Source organism: Anabaena sphaerica FACHB-251 (genome assembly GCF_014696825.1).
Taxonomy (GTDB): domain Bacteria; phylum Cyanobacteriota; class Cyanobacteriia; order Cyanobacteriales; family Nostocaceae; genus RDYJ01.
Map to the genome: position 1 here is coordinate 35,742 of NZ_JACJQU010000023.1, position 15,837 is coordinate 51,578.

General features: G+C 36.8%; 13 protein-coding genes. 6 read left to right on the forward strand and 7 right to left on the reverse strand.

The annotated features are described in order from the left end of the window. Window positions 1-69: 69 nt before the first annotated feature. Window positions 70-1,416 (forward strand): S8 family peptidase, encoded by a 1,347-nt coding sequence (locus tag H6G06_RS23885; protein WP_190564557.1) that lies wholly within the window; start codon window positions 70-72, stop codon window positions 1,414-1,416. Beyond that, window positions 1,406-3,865 carry an NACHT domain-containing protein gene (locus tag H6G06_RS23890; RefSeq protein ID WP_190564558.1) on the forward strand — a complete coding sequence of 820 codons (2,460 nt, stop codon included), beginning with the start codon at window positions 1,406-1,408 and terminating at the stop codon, window positions 3,863-3,865. The genes H6G06_RS23885 and H6G06_RS23890 overlap by 11 nt, the downstream gene beginning before the upstream one ends. Before the next feature lie 137 nt (window positions 3,866-4,002). Here the strand turns inward: H6G06_RS23890 and H6G06_RS23895 are convergent, their stop codons facing one another. Then, complete coding sequence (locus tag H6G06_RS23895; protein ID WP_190564559.1) at window positions 4,003-5,343, reverse strand: alkaline phosphatase; 1,341 nt, start codon at window positions 5,341-5,343, stop codon at window positions 4,003-4,005. A 116-nt stretch (window positions 5,344-5,459) separates the two neighbouring features. Between H6G06_RS23895 and H6G06_RS23900 the strand changes: the two genes are divergently transcribed. Both H6G06_RS23900 and H6G06_RS23905 read left to right on the forward strand, forming a co-directional pair. Beyond that, a complete protein-coding gene (locus H6G06_RS23900; RefSeq protein WP_190564560.1) occupies window positions 5,460-6,896 on the forward strand; it encodes a carotenoid oxygenase family protein in 1,437 nt (478 codons plus the stop codon). A gap of 107 nt (window positions 6,897-7,003) precedes the next feature. Continuing rightward, window positions 7,004-7,858 carry a lysophospholipid acyltransferase family protein gene (locus H6G06_RS23905; protein ID WP_190564561.1) on the forward strand — a complete coding sequence of 285 codons (855 nt, stop codon included), beginning with the start codon at window positions 7,004-7,006 and terminating at the stop codon, window positions 7,856-7,858. An 87-nt stretch (window positions 7,859-7,945) separates the two neighbouring features. Here the strand turns inward: H6G06_RS23905 and H6G06_RS23910 are convergent, their stop codons facing one another. Together H6G06_RS23910 and H6G06_RS23915 are read right to left on the reverse strand one after the other, a co-directional pair. Then, window positions 7,946-8,554, reverse strand: a complete 609-nt coding sequence (locus H6G06_RS23910) for a hypothetical protein (protein ID WP_190564562.1) — start codon at window positions 8,552-8,554, stop codon at window positions 7,946-7,948. 491 nt (window positions 8,555-9,045) lie between these two features. Further along, window positions 9,046-9,636 (reverse strand): thylakoid membrane photosystem I accumulation factor, encoded by a 591-nt coding sequence (locus H6G06_RS23915; RefSeq protein WP_190564563.1) that lies wholly within the window; start codon window positions 9,634-9,636, stop codon window positions 9,046-9,048. Window positions 9,637-9,825: 189 nt separating this feature from the next. Here H6G06_RS23915 and H6G06_RS23920 point away from each other — a divergent pair, with 189 nt between their 5' ends. Next, window positions 9,826-11,163 carry a MurT ligase domain-containing protein gene (locus H6G06_RS23920; RefSeq protein WP_190564564.1) on the forward strand — a complete coding sequence of 446 codons (1,338 nt, stop codon included), beginning with the start codon at window positions 9,826-9,828 and terminating at the stop codon, window positions 11,161-11,163. Between the two features lie 60 nt (window positions 11,164-11,223). Here the strand turns inward: H6G06_RS23920 and H6G06_RS23925 are convergent, their stop codons facing one another. After that, entirely contained in the window at window positions 11,224-12,003 is a 780-nt protein-coding gene (locus H6G06_RS23925; RefSeq protein WP_190564565.1) for a hypothetical protein, read from the reverse strand. Window positions 12,004-12,402: 399 nt separating this feature from the next. Between H6G06_RS23925 and H6G06_RS23930 the strand changes: the two genes are divergently transcribed. Then, window positions 12,403-13,206, forward strand: coding sequence for a type 1 glutamine amidotransferase (locus tag H6G06_RS23930; protein ID WP_190564566.1), 804 nt, complete (start codon window positions 12,403-12,405; stop codon window positions 13,204-13,206). A gap of 86 nt (window positions 13,207-13,292) precedes the next feature. Here H6G06_RS23930 and H6G06_RS23935 read toward each other — a convergent pair whose 3' ends face one another. The 3 genes from H6G06_RS23935 to H6G06_RS23945 form a co-directional block, all read right to left on the reverse strand. Next, on the reverse strand, window positions 13,293-13,991 hold the full coding sequence (locus tag H6G06_RS23935) for a hypothetical protein (RefSeq protein ID WP_422387062.1): 699 nt from the start codon (window positions 13,989-13,991) through the stop codon (window positions 13,293-13,295). A gap of 323 nt (window positions 13,992-14,314) precedes the next feature. Continuing rightward, window positions 14,315-14,476: an AAA-like domain-containing protein gene (locus H6G06_RS23940; RefSeq protein WP_190564567.1), complete on the reverse strand. Its 162-nt coding sequence runs from the start codon at window positions 14,474-14,476 to the stop codon at window positions 14,315-14,317. Window positions 14,477-14,549: 73 nt separating this feature from the next. Next, the gene (locus tag H6G06_RS23945) at window positions 14,550-15,788 is read right to left on the reverse strand and encodes an AAA-like domain-containing protein (protein WP_242039837.1); all 1,239 of its coding nucleotides are present in this window, start codon (window positions 15,786-15,788) and stop codon (window positions 14,550-14,552) included. Between the last annotated feature and the right edge of the window lie 49 nt (window positions 15,789-15,837).

Sequence of the window (15,837 nt, forward strand, 5' to 3'; positions counted from 1 at the left end):
ATTGGGTATAATTGTGGATAATAATATTTAACTAGATTTTTTAGATATATTCACTGATAATCCCATAAAATGACTAGAATATGGGCTAAGACCAGTGTTTATCATTCAGGTTGGTGTGAGGAGTATTTGATGGGTGTTTACATTATTCGTCCTAAGACAACATCGGTAGCGCGTTCTCTTAAATTAGCATCGAGAAAATTTACCCGTGAAAGTCGTCCTTCACAAGTCGCAGAAGTGGTGAATTTTTGGCAACAAGACACTGTATATAAAGAAATAAACTCTTACTTAGATACCTTGTACTTAGATCCCTTCTGTGGTAGTGGCGGTCTAATTAGAGAAATAATATCCTCTTCAAAAGATGCAGATAAACTCCCTGAGCATCAAAACAGCATCAGTATTACAGGTACTAAAGTTGTTGATATACCTGACGAAGAAATTGAGCAAGTACGTCAAGATTTACCTAATGCTCTAATTTTACGTGATTTGCCAATAGAGTTAATTCAGCCAGAACGAAATTTAACAGGTAAAAAAGATACAATAAATAAAGATGATCTTTGGCATTTAGAAGCTATATCTCTGATTACCGCACGTCGGCAAGGATTTACAGGAACAGGCAAAGGAATAAGTGTTGCAGTTCTCGATTCTGGTATAGATGCAAACCATCCAGAAATAAAAGATAAAATAATTGAATCTTATCGTTTAAATCCCAGGACACAGGAGATTCAAACCGTACCATTTGAAGATACAGTTGGACATGGTACTCATGTTGCAGGTTTAATTTGTGGAAATCAAGTTGGTGTTGCACCAGAAGCACAAATCATCAACATTATTATGTTTCCTAATGGTGTATGTAATCTCTCAGATTGGATATCTTGGTTTGATTGGTTAGCATTACAACCAGAAATAAATATAGTTAATATTTCTGCGGGTGAACTTTCTTTACCAGCAGGTTATTTTGAGCTATTTAATTCTTTAATTGATGATTTAATAGCTGTAGGTTTAATTCCCATTTGTGCTGTAGGTAATGAAGGATTTAATCGTTCTCGTACTCCGGGTAACTGTAAAGGTTCACTTTCGGTAGGTGCTATCAATAATAAAAATAAAGTTGCATCCTTTAGCGGTAACACTACTATCACAAATGACTATCAATCTTATAATGTTCCTTATGTAGTTGCACCGGGAGAAAGCGTTTATTCATCTATCTTAGGTGGAGGTTATGAAGCGTGGAATGGTACATCTATGGCCACACCTATAGTTTCTGGTGTAGCGGCTTTAATATTAGAGAAGTATAATAAAAATATCTCTGTGCTAAATTTATTAGATGAAATTCTGACGAACTGTCAAGATTTAGGACTGGATAAAGAACGCCAAGGTAAAGGTTTAGTTCAAGTACCAAAAGCCCTATATGAACCTTAAAGAAAATTACATTGCTAAAATTGACCCTTTGCTAGAAGAAGCTTTAATGCAAGCAAGGGGTGAAGAGAAGATGCGGGTAATTATGACTTTGGGTGATGAAAATCAACTCAGGAATAATCAAAATATTTTAAATCTTAAACCTGATGATTTTTCATCACCTACAGCGTACAGACAAGCGTTAATTGAACAGCGTAAAATTCAACTTTCTGAACTTATAGGTGACACAGTTCAAGAATTACAACAACTGTCTTTAACAACGCAGGGCGGCACAATGAGCCGTGTTATAGTTGTTGAAGGTTCAGCAACGGATATATTTAGAGCGTTAGAATTATCTGGTGTTAATTATGTTAGTTTAGATCAATTAATAGGATTGCCAGAAATTGCACCTGATGAAGCAGTTAATCATTTTGCAGAATTGTATATTAAAATTTTAGGAATTGAGTTAGATGAGAAAACCAAAAACTTAATTTATCAAGCATCGAAACAATATATACTAACTTATCAAAAGCGATATAATCGGTTGCGAGTTTTGGGAATGCAGCAACCTGTTAATTTAGATGATATTTATACAGAAGTCCAATGTTTACAACCTGATGAGATTGGGAAATTTGAATCAATAACTGCTTTAGAAAAAAATTATCGTAAAAATGGTAGTCGCAGATTGACTAATGAAAAATATGCAAGACAAGATGGAATAATAATTGCTAATGAATATCAACATTTAATGATATTGGGACAACCAGGTGCGGGTAAGTCTACTTTCTTAAGAAAAATAGGATTAGAAGCAATAAAAGGTAAATCTGGACAAATTCAGCGTGAATGTATTCCTATTTTAATAGAACTAAAACAATTAACGGATATAAATATTAATATATATCAATTTCTTCAGAGAGAATTTGCATATATTTATTTACCATTCAGCGAGGATTTTCTGAATGAAGCATTAGAAAACGGTAAATTATTAATTTTGCTCGATGGATTAGACGAAGTACCAAATAAAAATTTGGATTTAGCGATTCAGAAAATAAAAAAATTTGTGAATAGATATAATCACAACTATTTTATAATTTCCTGTCGCACTGCTGCCTATAGAAATAAATTTAAGGATTTTAAAGAATTTGCAATAGCCGATTTTGATGATAAACAAATTCAGCAGTTTATTAATAACTGGTTTTATTCAGAAGTAGATAAAAAATTAGGTACTGCGGAAAAGTGCTGGAATAAAATCAAGAGTGAAGAATCTACTAAGGAATTAGGCAGAACTCCATTATTATTAACTTTTCTATGTTTAGAGTATGATGAATCTCAAGATTTACCAGAAAAAAGAGCTACATTATATGGTAATGCTCTCGATATTTTATTGAGAAGATGGGCAGCAGAAAAGAGATTACCAAATGAGCCAGTTTATCGTCAACTGGGGATTGATTTAGAAAAAATAATGTTAGCTGATATTGCTTATCATAATTTTGTAGCAGATAAACTTTTCTTTTCTCAGCAAGAAGTTTCAAATAAAATTAAAAGATTTCTATCTAGCAATGATAATGCACCGAAGAATTTAGATTCTGGTAAAGTATTAGATGCTATTACTACTGAACAAGGAATTTTAGTAGAACGTGCTAGAGATGTTTATTCTTTTTCTCATCTGACTTTACAGGAATATTTAACAGCACAGTATATTTATGATCACGGTTTAGTTGAAAAATTAGTTACTGAACACCTGACAGATAACAGGTGGAAAGAGGTATTTCTATTAGTTGCTGGAGTAATGCGGGGTGGTGCTGATCATTTATTGTTATTGATGGAAAAGGCAGCACAAAAATATATTAATACTCCCAAGTTACAGGCTTTATTGAACTGGGCAGAACAAGTCATAGTAGGATCTGAGGGTAATTATAAACCAGTGGGTAAACGTGCAGTAGCGATCGTCAATGCCAATGTCATCGCTTATGCTAATTCTTTTGCCTATGCTGAGTCTATCAACTACATCGAGGGTAATATCATAGTTTACGCCGAAGCTATTGCTATTGCCATTGCTAAATCTATTGATAACATTTACGCCTACGCTATTGCCGTTGCAGAAGCTATTAATCACTATGCTATTAACGATGCCATTGAGTATAGTAATAGACTTGAAGAATTAAAAATATTCAATAAAGTCAACTTTACTTTTTTGATTACTCAATTGGAAACACTAAAAGCTCAAATTTATCCTAATCAAACATCTAGAAAAGAGTATAGTGTATTTGTTAATCGCCTCCGAAAAATCTTATTAAAGACTTTTCATCTTACTCCAGAAATGATCAATTTATCCCAGGATGAAGCCCAAGCACTAGAATATTATCTCTATGCTAATTTCCTAATTATTCAATGTAAAGATGCTGCGGTGCGGGTGTCCCGTGAAACCTGGGAAGCAATAGAGGGGAGGATGTTGTTACCTCCTGGTAATTGAGTCACAATTCTGTAAAGTATCAAGTCGTATCTAGATCCCCCCTTACCCCTCTTTCTAAGAGGAACTGGAATCAAAGTCACCCTTTTTAAGGGGGATTTAGGGGGATCAAAAAGTTTTCGATACCACACGAATAATTTTCATAAATTCCTTAATTCCTTACCAAACAAAGTCCGATACATCAACCGATAAATATCTGTATTATCCACCGTTCCATTTAACAACCCAGCATTAAAACCATGCGCTTTCGCTATTATTCCCCCAGCATTATCCCCAAAACCTGACCAAGATATAGCAAAGGGAAAACGCCTACCCTGTTTATCGGGTGCAGAAATAAAAGGTAAACTTCCTGTTCCCTCTTTTCCATCCCAAGGTGCGCCATTTTTACCTTTTTCTGGTAACGGTTTATCAAAAGGAAAATCTTTCTCTGTTGCCCCCACCAATTCTAAACCACCAGCGTCACTATCAGCCGCAGTTACTAATAAAGTATTCGGGTTTTTCTCAATAAATTTCATTGCTACCCCAACCGCATCATCAGCACGTTTTAAAGCCGTAAGACAACCAATAGCATTATTAAAATTACAGAAGTTATCGCTGCCTTCTTCTTCCAAAACAATCAAGAAATTTTTGCGTTTTTGTGAGAAAATATTTAACGTTACATCCAACTGTTCCGCTACCGTCGGTGCAGCAGAAACATATAACGGTAAATTCTGTTTTTTCAAGTTTTCTTCTGTGTCGTCATTGTAGGTGTCATCAGCCGCAAAAATCCCTAAAACCTTTTTGGTATTTGTTGGTAACTTCAATAATTCATCACGGGTGTAAACAACGGTGTAACCTTTCTTTTTGGCAATTTCTACTAAATTTAAACTATCGGTTCTTTGACTTTTTTCAGCAGTGGTGTGTCTTCCGGCTGTTCCTTTGGGAAGATACCACATTTCCCCACCACCTAAAATCACATCTGCACCAGATTCTACTATTTGTTTGGTGATGTCTGCAAAATTACGACGACTGGGAGATTTCGCTAAAAATGCAGCTGTTCCTGGTTCATGAATCATGCCAGAATTAATAATAGCAGTTGCTTTCCCCGCGCTCATGGCTTCTTCCATAATTGTTTGCGGTTTACCAGAAAGCGCCACTACGGGTTTACCATTTTCATCTAACCCGAAAGAGTCAGCATTTACCTTTACCCCTGTAGCATGAGTCACCGCGCCACCGTTGGAAGTTGCGGAGAGTTGGTTTTTCATGTGTCCCAGGTAAACAGCCAAATTTGACATTTTATCCCAGTTTAATCTGCCATCTGGTCCTTGAAAAAGTATTCTAGTAGCGCCCCAGTGAGCCGCACTTGTACCATCTGGATGTATAAATATCACATTACCGGAATTAGAAGTATTACTGGCTAAGATTTGTGGTGTATAACTCAGGACAGATAGCAAAGCCAAAAGTAAGAAACCGATAACTTTTTTATTCAATCGTCGTAACATTGCTTTACATTTAAAGTATTAGTACAATCAAAAAGCTCGTTTCACAATTCATACTCTAATGGGTGATGATCAAGAAATCGTCATCACAAGAAAAATGCTATAGCAGCAGAATTATTATGCAGACAATTGATAAAAAGTCAACTAAAAAAACTTGGGCAAAAGCCATATCCCAACCAGCAACGGAATTTCCTGCCACTCAATTACCAGTTATTGCTGGTAAAATTCCTGATGGGTTACGAGGTACACTTTACCGCAATGGACCAGGAAGACTAGAACGGGGTGGTGTGTCAGTAGGACATTGGTTTGATGGGGATGGGGCTATTTTAGCTGTCCATTTTACCGATGCAGGTGCTACCGGGGTTTATCGCTATGTGCAGACTGCTGGTTATCAAGAGGAAACTGCGGCAGGTAAATTACTGTATGGTAATTATGGCATGACTGCACCAGGTTCCATTTGGAATCAATGGCGAAAACCAGTTAAACACGCAGCAAATACTTCGGTTTTGGCATTACCTGATAAATTGCTGGCACTATGGGAAGGTGATAATCCTTATGCGTTAGATTTAGCAACTTTAGAAACTAAAGGTTTAAATAATTTAGGTGGTTTGGCTAAAGGACAACCCTATTCTGCTCATCCTAAAGTTGACTATAAAACGGGAGAAATCTTTAATTTTGGCATGACTCCTGGACCTAATGCCATACTGCATATTTACAAAAGTGATTTTACTGGAAAAATTCTCCAACAGGCAAAATTTACCTTAGCAGGTTTTCCCGTTATACATGATTTTGTTTTAGCAGGACAATATTTAGTATTTTTTGCTCCGGCGGTACGGTTAAATATTTGGCCTGTTTTATTTGGAACGAGTACCTATAGTGATTCTTTAACCTGGCAACCAGAACAGGGAACTCAGATTATAGTTATTGATAGAGAAACCTTGTCTGTGGTGAGTCGTGGAGAAACAGAACCTTGGTTTCAGTGGCATTTTGGAAATGGTTATGTTGATGATAGAGGAACGGTAATTGTTGATTTGGCTAAATATGCAGATTTTCAAACTAATGAATATTTGCGCCAAGTAGCGACAGGAGAAACTCAAACAGTTACTAAAACCACCTTGACGCGGGTACAAATTAATCCGCAAACTGGCAAAGTAAGTGGAATTGAAACTTTGTTAAATAGAACTTGTGAATTTCCATCTGTTCCTGCAAAAAATGTGGGTAAATTCTCTCGTTATAGCTATATGTCTATTTTTCGAGAAGGAACAGATACTGAAGGAGAGATATTAAATAATATTGCTGGTTTTGACCATCAAACCGGAACTTTGACAGAAGCAAACTTAGGTGAAAATCTTTATCCTTCTGAACCTATTCACACTCAAGATATCCAAAACTCTGACCAAGGTTGGGTGTTAACAGTGGTTTATGATGGTAATACCAATAGTAGCGAAGTTTGGATATTTAATAGCCAACACTTGAATGAAGAACCAGTTTGTAAACTCGGACTACCCAGTGTTATTCCCCATAGCTTCCACGGAACTTGGAAAACTGGGGAATAGGGAATATTTTTCTTTCTCCTGACTCCTGTAGAGACGTTCCGGCGGAACGTCTCTACTGACTCCTAAAATGATTTAGGATTCTTCATATATCTTTATACAATGCCTCGATGTTAACATTACAACATCCCCAGAAAACAAAACCAGGGTGGTCTTTGGACGAGCGAGATCCAAAGTTCATGGAAAGTCTCATGCCTGTATTGGGCATTTTATACAACTACTATTTTCGAGTCCAAACCAGTGGCTGGGAAAATATCCCAGAGGGAAAAGTCCTTATTGTTGGTTCTCACAATGGCGGTTTGGCATCCCCGGATACATCTATGATGATGTACGACTGGTTACGTCGGTTTGGTACGCAAAGACCAATTTACGGTTTGATGCACCCGAAAGTCTGGGAAGTTTTTCCCCCAGCGGCAGAAATGGCCATGAAAGGTGGCGCTATTATGGCTCATCCCAAAATGGCTTATACGGCTTTCCGTGCTGGCGCTAGTGTCTTAGTTTATCCTGGTGGTGCGGAGGATGTGTTTCGACCTCATCAAATGCGGGATCAGATTTATTTTGCTGAACGTCGGGGTTTTATTAAGTTAGCACTGCGGGAAAATGTCCCCATTGTTCCCGCTATTTCCTGGGGGGCGCATGATACCCTGATTGTATTGGCTGATTTGTATAAAATTATGCAGCAATTCCACCAATGGGGGATGCCTTGGCTGTTTGATGTTGATCCGCTAGTCTTTCCTGTTTACCTGGGTTTACCTTGGGGTTTAGCTGTAGGACCATTGCCGAATATTCCTTTACCAGCGCGTATTTATACTAGGGTTTGTCCACCTATTGTTTTTGAACGCTATGGAAAAGAAGCCGCAAGCGATCGCAATTATGTTAATCAATGCTATGAATTAGTTAGAAGCCAGATGCAGCAAGAGTTAGATAACTTGATCAAAATAGCTAGTAAGTCAGGTGACAGGTGACAGGGAAGAAAGCAGGGGAGCAGGGGAGCAGGGGAGCAGGGGAGCAGGGGAGCAGGGGAGGTTAATAACCCAATTACTAATTACCAATTACCCAATGGGATAATTACCAGGGTTGACTGCATGAATAAACTCACTACCAGAATGTGGCCTTCCCCGTTTATAAGCAGCTTCTTCCGGTTTTCCCCAACCCATCTGCAAAATTACTTCTAAAAAATTCGAGTTTTCCCACTTTAACAAACTTGCCCATTCTGTTCTTTGGGCAATTCTTTCTACATCTAAAGTATTGATTTTTTCGTGTAATTTGCCATTACTAACACTTAAATATAATTCCATTTCCGCTGTAATTTCATCCCAAAATTCTAGGATGGAATTTTTTGCCGCTTTCAATATTTCCAAATCACTGTTTAACGCTATTAACTGCGCGTCAACTTCTGGATAATGCAAAGTTTTACCTTTGACAGTCAAATCTTTCCAGACAATCCCAGAAACTTGATTTTCCCGTTGATATTCATGAATAGAAGCTTTAAAATCTTGATAGGCTGTGAACTTTTGTAGACCTTCTGTTGTGATAAACTGGTCTATAACGGGATTGCCTGAAACTTTCACCTCTAACTTTAGGCGTTCTCCTTTCAAGCAAGCTAGACGTTCTGCTGCTAAAATTTCGATGAGTTCCTGGGTAGTATAAACTTTGTACATCGCGGAACAACCTAATTATTGATTAGTTAGTGGTCATTAGTCATTAGTCATTAGTCATCTGTAATTTAAATATTATCTCCTGACAGCAATAGAAATGCAGTATCAGAACAAACGAAAAATCCATAACCTAATCTGCGTTTATCTGCGTTTATCTGCGTTTGATAATAGACATCTCCGGTAATTAAATGTGCGTGGTTTGAAACCCTTGTAGAGACGTTCCGGCGGAACGTCTCTACCATATTTCCGGAGAGGTCTAATTATTAAAACCTAAACCTATAACTTAATATACTTAAAAAAGTAGGGTGGGCAATGCCCACCATCACTTAATCAAAAAATTCCTAAATGCGAAATAATCTGTAAAAACAGATTCGTTGACACTTGATAATCAACCTCTAGGACTTACGCAAGATTGAACTCAAAACCTGATTCTTGCGTAGGGGTAATTCATGAATTACCCCTACTTCCGTTCTGTTTTGCGTAAGTCCTGACCTCTACTGGCTTAACTCACTGCTATATTCATTAAATGAACGCTGCTTAAACTCAATTGACTGGTCACGAGGTAACAAATTAAACACTTCTCTAAATTTGTCGTCTATCTCTTCAAAAGGTACTTGACCTTTTTTATTCAAAATGACTTTACCAGACTGGTCAAAGAGAACAACTTGCGGTACAACTCCTGAATAGTAGTATCCTGGTTCTGTGGGTTCGTAGCTTTCCTTTACGGGAATAGTATCAACACTGATAGGGATAATCTCCGCAGCCCGTCCATAGAATGCTTGAGTTTGGGAAATAAAGACCGCATACTGTTTACAATCGCTGCTATCATCCACATAAAATGCCAGCATTGCGGGTTTATGTTCTGCTAAAGTTTTAGCTAGAGTTAGTTTGGAAGGAACTAGGGAACCATTACCAGCAAAAACCACAAAAATATTACCTTCGTATCGATCATCCTTCATACCTGCAAAAGCTGGCTGTATACCTATAATGAATAGGCAAAGCAGCAATAATAGGCATTTTGACACCAACTGTCGCCAGTTAGCAATTATTTTAGTTTGTAAAAAAAGCCACTTTATGCTATTCATCAACAGGAACCTTATTCAACACTTTGCCTAGATATATAATTACATCTGGGCGCTATTTTTTTACCATAACTTGCAGTGGTCTTCTCTTTCGCATCAATTTTAAATTCTTGATGGCTGGTATTTTTTGCCAAGATTAGCTACACTGGCAAGATTAATTTTGTAATTAATGAATATTACTTAACAACTGCTGTGGGAAAGAAAATACAACTTATAGATAGAGTCCGACTGGGTTTTGCGGTATCAATTGCTAAAAGTGTCACATTTTTAGTACGCTCTCTCCGTCTTGGTGCTGCTAGTGTGTTACCAGGTTCTCTTGCGCGACGCATTGAACCCAGACTTTTACAATTATTGAGTCAGCAAGTCAAAAACGGGGTAATTTTGATTGCGGGAACAAATGGGAAAACCACAACAGCCCTGTTATTATGCACTATTTTAGAACACAAAGGTTACAAAATCGCCCATAATTCTACTGGTGCAAATCTGGAAAATGGTTTAGCGACGGCTTTAATAGAGAATACCAGTTTATTAGGTTCTTTAAATGTTGACTACGCGATTTTGGAAGTTGATGAAAATATTGTTCCCAAGATTTTAAAACCTCTGCAACCAAGAATTATTCTCTGTTTAAATTTGTTCCGTGACCAACTTGATAGATATGGAGAAGTTGACACTATTAGCAAAAAATGGACAAAGGTTATTTCCACTTTACCAACAGAAACGGTAGTTATTCCCAATGCTGATGATCCAACTTTATCATATTTAGGTCAGCAGTTAAATCAAAAGGTGTTATTTTTCGGTTTGAATGAACCAAAACATTATTTAGAAGCAATTCCTCACGCTGTAGATTCTATCTATTGTCCTAAATGTGGACATTCTTTAGATTATCAAGGTGTTTATTTATCTCATTTAGGAGATTTCACTTGTCCTAGTTGCGGGTTTAGTAAGAGTAAACCAAGTTTAGAAAGTGGTGAATGGTCACAAATTCTTGTTGGTTTGTACAATAAATATAATACTTTAGCCGCAGCAACCGCAGCTAAAGAATTGGGAGTTGATGAAACAACAATTAGGGAAACAATTAATAATTTCCAAGCTGCTTTTGGACGTGCGGAAGATTTGGTGATAGATGGTAAAAAAGTAAGGATTTTGTTATCTAAAAATCCTGTAGGAACGAATGAAACTATTCGCGTAGTTACTCAAAGTACAGATAAAACTACCTTGTTAGTTTTGAATGACCGCACTCCTGATGGTACTGATGTATCTTGGATTTGGGATGTAGATACAGAGAAGTTGGTTGAACGGGGTGGAACGTTGGTTGTAAGTGGCGATCGCGTGTATGATATGGCGTTAAGATTACGTTATAGCGAGAAGTCTGTTGAAAGTAACATTAACTTAATTGTAGAGGAAGATTTAAAGCAAGCTATTACAACAGCTTTGGAACATACACCAGCAAATGAAACTTTGCATATTCTTCCTACTTATTCAGCTATGTTAGAAGTGCGAGAGGTTTTAACGGGGAGGAAAATTCTTTAACCCTCGCAGGAAATAGATCCCCGACTTCTTAAAGAAGTCGGGGATCTTGGGTTGAGAAATTTACACTAAATAACTAGTATTAGGAACAATCTGAAAGAAAGCATATTCATACCAAGCAGTCCAAATAAAACTTCTAATCCAACGTTGATACTTTTTGGGACTTAATTCATAATTAAATGCTCCCTCAGCAGCATCAATAGAAGAGAGATGAGAATTACAACCGCAACCGTGATGATAGGTAAAACCGTATTTTGAAGCGATGCTTTGCACCTTCATTTGCACTGCGAAAACTTTACCACTATGTAAAATTGCATCCCAAGAACGTTTATGTTCAATATCGCGTTTATCAAATCTTAAAGCTCGTTCTTCAAATACATGATCTCGGTAAATTGGTGCTAAATGTACATGATAAAAACTTGCAGGTAAATCATATCCAAACTCATTAAAAAGGTCTATTCCAATTAATGCTACTTTTACCTCATTGGCATATTCTAATCCTTTAGATTTCACATCTGTTAAAATCTGTTCAAAGTTGGGATATTGATCAATTAAAAAATCATGTCCGTAAAATTCTAAAGTTTCATAAGCTAATTGTCCAAATAACTGAGAAAATGCAGCTTTAAACTTAGCTAACTCTGGACGTTCATTAAATAAATCTACATCACCTTTTGCTAGTTTATATTGAAATAGCTGCGCCATTTTCACATAAACTTCTGTATTTTTAAATCCTACATTTGCTAATCCTGCGGCGATATTTTGCCAAATAGGAGGTAGTTGAGAAATGGGAACTGCATTTTCACCAGCAATGATGGTAAAATTCGGATTTTCGATTAGTTGCATAAACAATTTCCTTTTATTTATAGATTCCCTACTTCTTTGAGAATTAGAGGATCTGAGTATTATCCAGATTATTTGTGATTATCGTGACAATTTTGTAAAAAAAACTGTTACATAAAATACGGAATACCCAAAAATAAGATATAGTAATCCTAATTAATGTTAGCGATCGCATCAAATATAAAGAGTACCACACTCTTGTTTTTCTCTTCCTTTCTTACTTTGTGCTTTTGCATCTACCCTGCGGGATCTCCTGACGGAGATTGCGTGAGATATAAAAATGTGGTTCATTTACATGAAAATCGCTGTAAAATAAAAAAAATCCATGAGGTATGGAAAAATATAAAAAATGAGTTAATATTGAACGCAAATTAATAGGAATTTTTGGGAAATTTTGAACCTATGGAAATTATTATTGGTTGGTTATATCCGCAGTTAATGAGTACCTACGGAGATAGAGGTAATGTTATCACTATTCAACGTCGCGCACAATGGAGGGGTTACAATGTCACAATATTACCCTTAGACCAAAATTCCACCGCAGATCATATAAAATCAGTAGATGTGATTGTCGGTGGAGGCGCACAAGACCGTCAGCAAGAAATAGTTATGCGCGACTTACAAGGTGCAAAAGCTGACGCGATGCGGGATAAAATCGAAAATGGCACACCAGGAGTTTTTACCTGTGGTTCTCCCCAACTTTTAGGACATTATTACGAACCTGCATTCGGACAAAGAATAGAAGGTTTAGGAATATTAGATTTAGTTTCTATCCATCCAGGGGAAAATACAAAACGTTGTATTGGTAATTTAGTTATAGAAGTTACAGCTTCACGTCTCGCGCAAGAACTAGAAGCAATGATAGGGAAAAAACCTTATTTAGTCGGGTTTGAAAATCATGGTGGACGCACTAAATTAGGTAAAGTAGAAGCCTTGGGGCGTGTGGTTTACGGCTTAGGTAATAATGGTGAAGATGGTACAGAAGGTGCATTTTATCAAAATGCGATCGCCACATATTCACATGGTCCATTGTTACCAAAAAATCCCTTTGTGGCAGATTGGTTAATTCAAACAGCGTTAAAGTTGAAATATCAACAAGAAATTAAGCTTACACCTTTAGATGATACCTTAGCAATGCAAGGCAGGGAAGCAATGTTTAACCGATTGAAAGTAAATTTAACAAGTGTTGCTAAAGTTAAAGTTTAATCCCAATTCAAAATTCAAAAATTATCCAAAAATTATCTATTTATCGGTATGACTGACTGTTGTAGAGTCGTTCCACCGGAACGACTCTACTGAATGCTGTTCTGACTTTGGTTTTGCAACAAAGGACGCACAACTAAATACCCAGCACCAAAACCAGTAATCATAATTAACACAATAGTAAGCAATAACCACCAACCACTCAGTCCCTTTGACTCAGACTCCGGGGATAGATAATAGCGTACTTCTTGCCCTTCTATAAACACTGCTTCTGATACCGGAAAATTCATATCCATCATAGGTACAGAAACAACCTCACGGCGGATTTTTTTAGCTGGTTTGGGAGTTGGTTGACGTGGAGGAGGTGCTGTTTTCACTGGAGGTTTATTTGCAGGTTTATTTGTAGATTTAGCCTCAGCATTAGTACGGGGCGTTCGTGGGGACGCAGGCGTATTTTTTGCCTCACTATTAGCCCTGGGCATGGATTGGTTACTAGTTGTATTTTTTACGTTAGCGTTATTTGGTGGTGCTGGTTGAGAACTTGGTGCAGAGGAGTCCACTAACTTTTGCAGTTCTAAACACGACTGAACAACTTTGTTTATTTCTTGACGCAGGTGCTGATTTTCCTGAGACAATTTCTGATTGTGGCTGGTGACTACATCCAACTTGGCTTGTACTGCTTGTAACTCTGCAACTAATTCCCGGTAAACATAAACAGGTACAGACGGAGAATAGCTGGGAGTAGGTGGTTTACTGTGAACATTCTGTGTAGTTGATCTCATCTGCATATTGGTATCAAAATTAGGTCTTTAGATTAACAAAATATACTATCAGAATAAAGTGATCCCGGAGACTAGGCTATAGAATAATATAAAAATCACCTAATCGGATAAAAATAAAATACAATACTGTTCGGTTAAGGTTTCAAAATCGCGAATATCCCCGCTTTAGCCCTATTTTACCCCCTTTTTCAGGGGTAGCCACAGGCAGGGGGATATTAACCGACAAGTATTAAAATAAAATAGCAATGAACGGGGTGTGGGGGGTAGGGTGTGGGGAACCCCATGATTAAATCACAACCTTTGATTTTTTCTAATTACACGGTTTCCAACTATGATAAACGGTCTTGAAAATAAAGGCGATATAAATTACAAAGACATTTAACTTCATTTCCTTGAAATTCAATTAATCCCAAACTCCGTAATTTAAAGGCTTGTGCAGAATCTATTTTACAGGACTTACGCAAAACAGAACGGAAGTAGGGGTAATTCATGAATTACCCCTACGCAAGAATCAGGTTTTGAGTTCAATTTTGCGTAAGTCCTATTTTAATAGGAACATCACTGTTAAAAACCTAATACTAGAGGAGTTTCAATAGCTGGTAAAATATATTTTTTTAAATAATTAGTGCAGTTGCTTTGACTACTTAAACGGGGACTCCAATATTGATCTATTTGTTTTTCTAGACCTAATTCTAAACTCAGAACTGTACAGAAACTCTGTAAAAAATTATTGAGATTAGTGAGATTTTCTTGACTCCATAAATTAATAGAAACTGTCCGATACCCTTGTTTTTTATAATGGTCGAAAATGCGACTGATTAAATGAGTTTTCCCCATCTTGCGGGGGGCTTTGATGCGGATTAATGCCCCTGGTTGAAGAATAGATTGAAAACAGTTATATTCAATTTCTGGACGTTCAATATAAAAGGAAGAAATATTTTGTAAATTATTTTCTGCTTGTTTAGGAATAATTGATAACTGTTCTTTAATAAACCGACTCACACCTTTGTAAACTAAATTATCTGGTGATTTTGGCTTAGTGATAGAAATATGATCATCATCTGTAGCAGTAGGTTGGACATCTTTAATACCTGGGTTAGCACTATCAGGGTCTACAACTAAAATTGTTAGAATTGGTTTTGTTTCATAATAAACTTTTGTTGTAATTGCCATTGCATCAACATTTTGACGATACCATTCATTCAATTGACGCAATTGGGGAATATGGGATTTTAGTTCATCAACGCTGATAGTTTTTCGTGTAAAAATACCAATGTTTGTGACTAAATTAGCTAAATGAGCGCCAGTGTGAGGAGTAGATAAGAAGACTATACCTTTAGTTTTTTCAATAACTGCTTTTTTATTAAAAGTTTGAGCATTTCGCAGCATTTCTTTTACTAACAAACCACCCATGCTATGAGTGATAAATATAATTGGACGTTCACCAATATCATTAATTGTTAAATATTCTAATAAATTACTCGCACGATCAAAAAGTGGCATTGTTGCACCTTTCCACTCAAAGGGTGCAGCATTATAACCAAAAGACCAAATTCCTAAATCTGGTCGTTCTTTTGCAAGCCACATTAACCAGAAGTTATCATCATTATCTCTTTCTTCAGGATGCCATGTTTTCCGTGCATCACCACCTAAACCATGAACAAAAATTATGTCTCCCTTGCGTTTGGGGTTGTCAAATCCTGAGATTTTGATTAAACCTGTTTTTTCTGTGGGTGTGGGTGCTGTGATGGGTTCGGTTTTTGGGGTTTTAGGAAATAAACCAAATAATTTTTTAAAGAGCATAGATAGTATTAGGTATAATTAGTTTATCAAGACTATATCATACACGACA

Bases quoted from the DNA above. Each gene is read 5' to 3' on its own strand.
- H6G06_RS23885 (WP_190564557.1), top strand. From the start codon at position 70: ATGACTAGAATATGGGCTAAGACCAGTGTTTATCATTCAGGTTGGTGT.
- H6G06_RS23890 (WP_190564558.1), top strand. From the start codon at position 1,406: ATGAACCTTAAAGAAAATTACATTGCTAAAATTGACCCTTTGCTAGAA.
- H6G06_RS23895 (WP_190564559.1), bottom strand. From the start codon at position 5,343: ATGTTACGACGATTGAATAAAAAAGTTATCGGTTTCTTACTTTTGGCT.
- H6G06_RS23900 (WP_190564560.1), top strand. From the start codon at position 5,460: ATGCAGACAATTGATAAAAAGTCAACTAAAAAAACTTGGGCAAAAGCC.
- H6G06_RS23905 (WP_190564561.1), top strand. From the start codon at position 7,004: ATGTTAACATTACAACATCCCCAGAAAACAAAACCAGGGTGGTCTTTG.
- H6G06_RS23910 (WP_190564562.1), bottom strand. From the start codon at position 8,554: ATGTACAAAGTTTATACTACCCAGGAACTCATCGAAATTTTAGCAGCA.
- H6G06_RS23915 (WP_190564563.1), bottom strand. From the start codon at position 9,636: ATGAATAGCATAAAGTGGCTTTTTTTACAAACTAAAATAATTGCTAAC.
- H6G06_RS23925 (WP_190564565.1), bottom strand. From the start codon at position 12,003: ATGCAACTAATCGAAAATCCGAATTTTACCATCATTGCTGGTGAAAAT.
- H6G06_RS23930 (WP_190564566.1), top strand. From the start codon at position 12,403: ATGGAAATTATTATTGGTTGGTTATATCCGCAGTTAATGAGTACCTAC.
- H6G06_RS23935 (WP_422387062.1), bottom strand. From the start codon at position 13,991: ATGCAGATGAGATCAACTACACAGAATGTTCACAGTAAACCACCTACT.
- H6G06_RS23940 (WP_190564567.1), bottom strand. From the start codon at position 14,476: ATGAATTACCCCTACTTCCGTTCTGTTTTGCGTAAGTCCTGTAAAATA.
- H6G06_RS23945 (WP_242039837.1), bottom strand. From the start codon at position 15,788: ATGCTCTTTAAAAAATTATTTGGTTTATTTCCTAAAACCCCAAAAACC.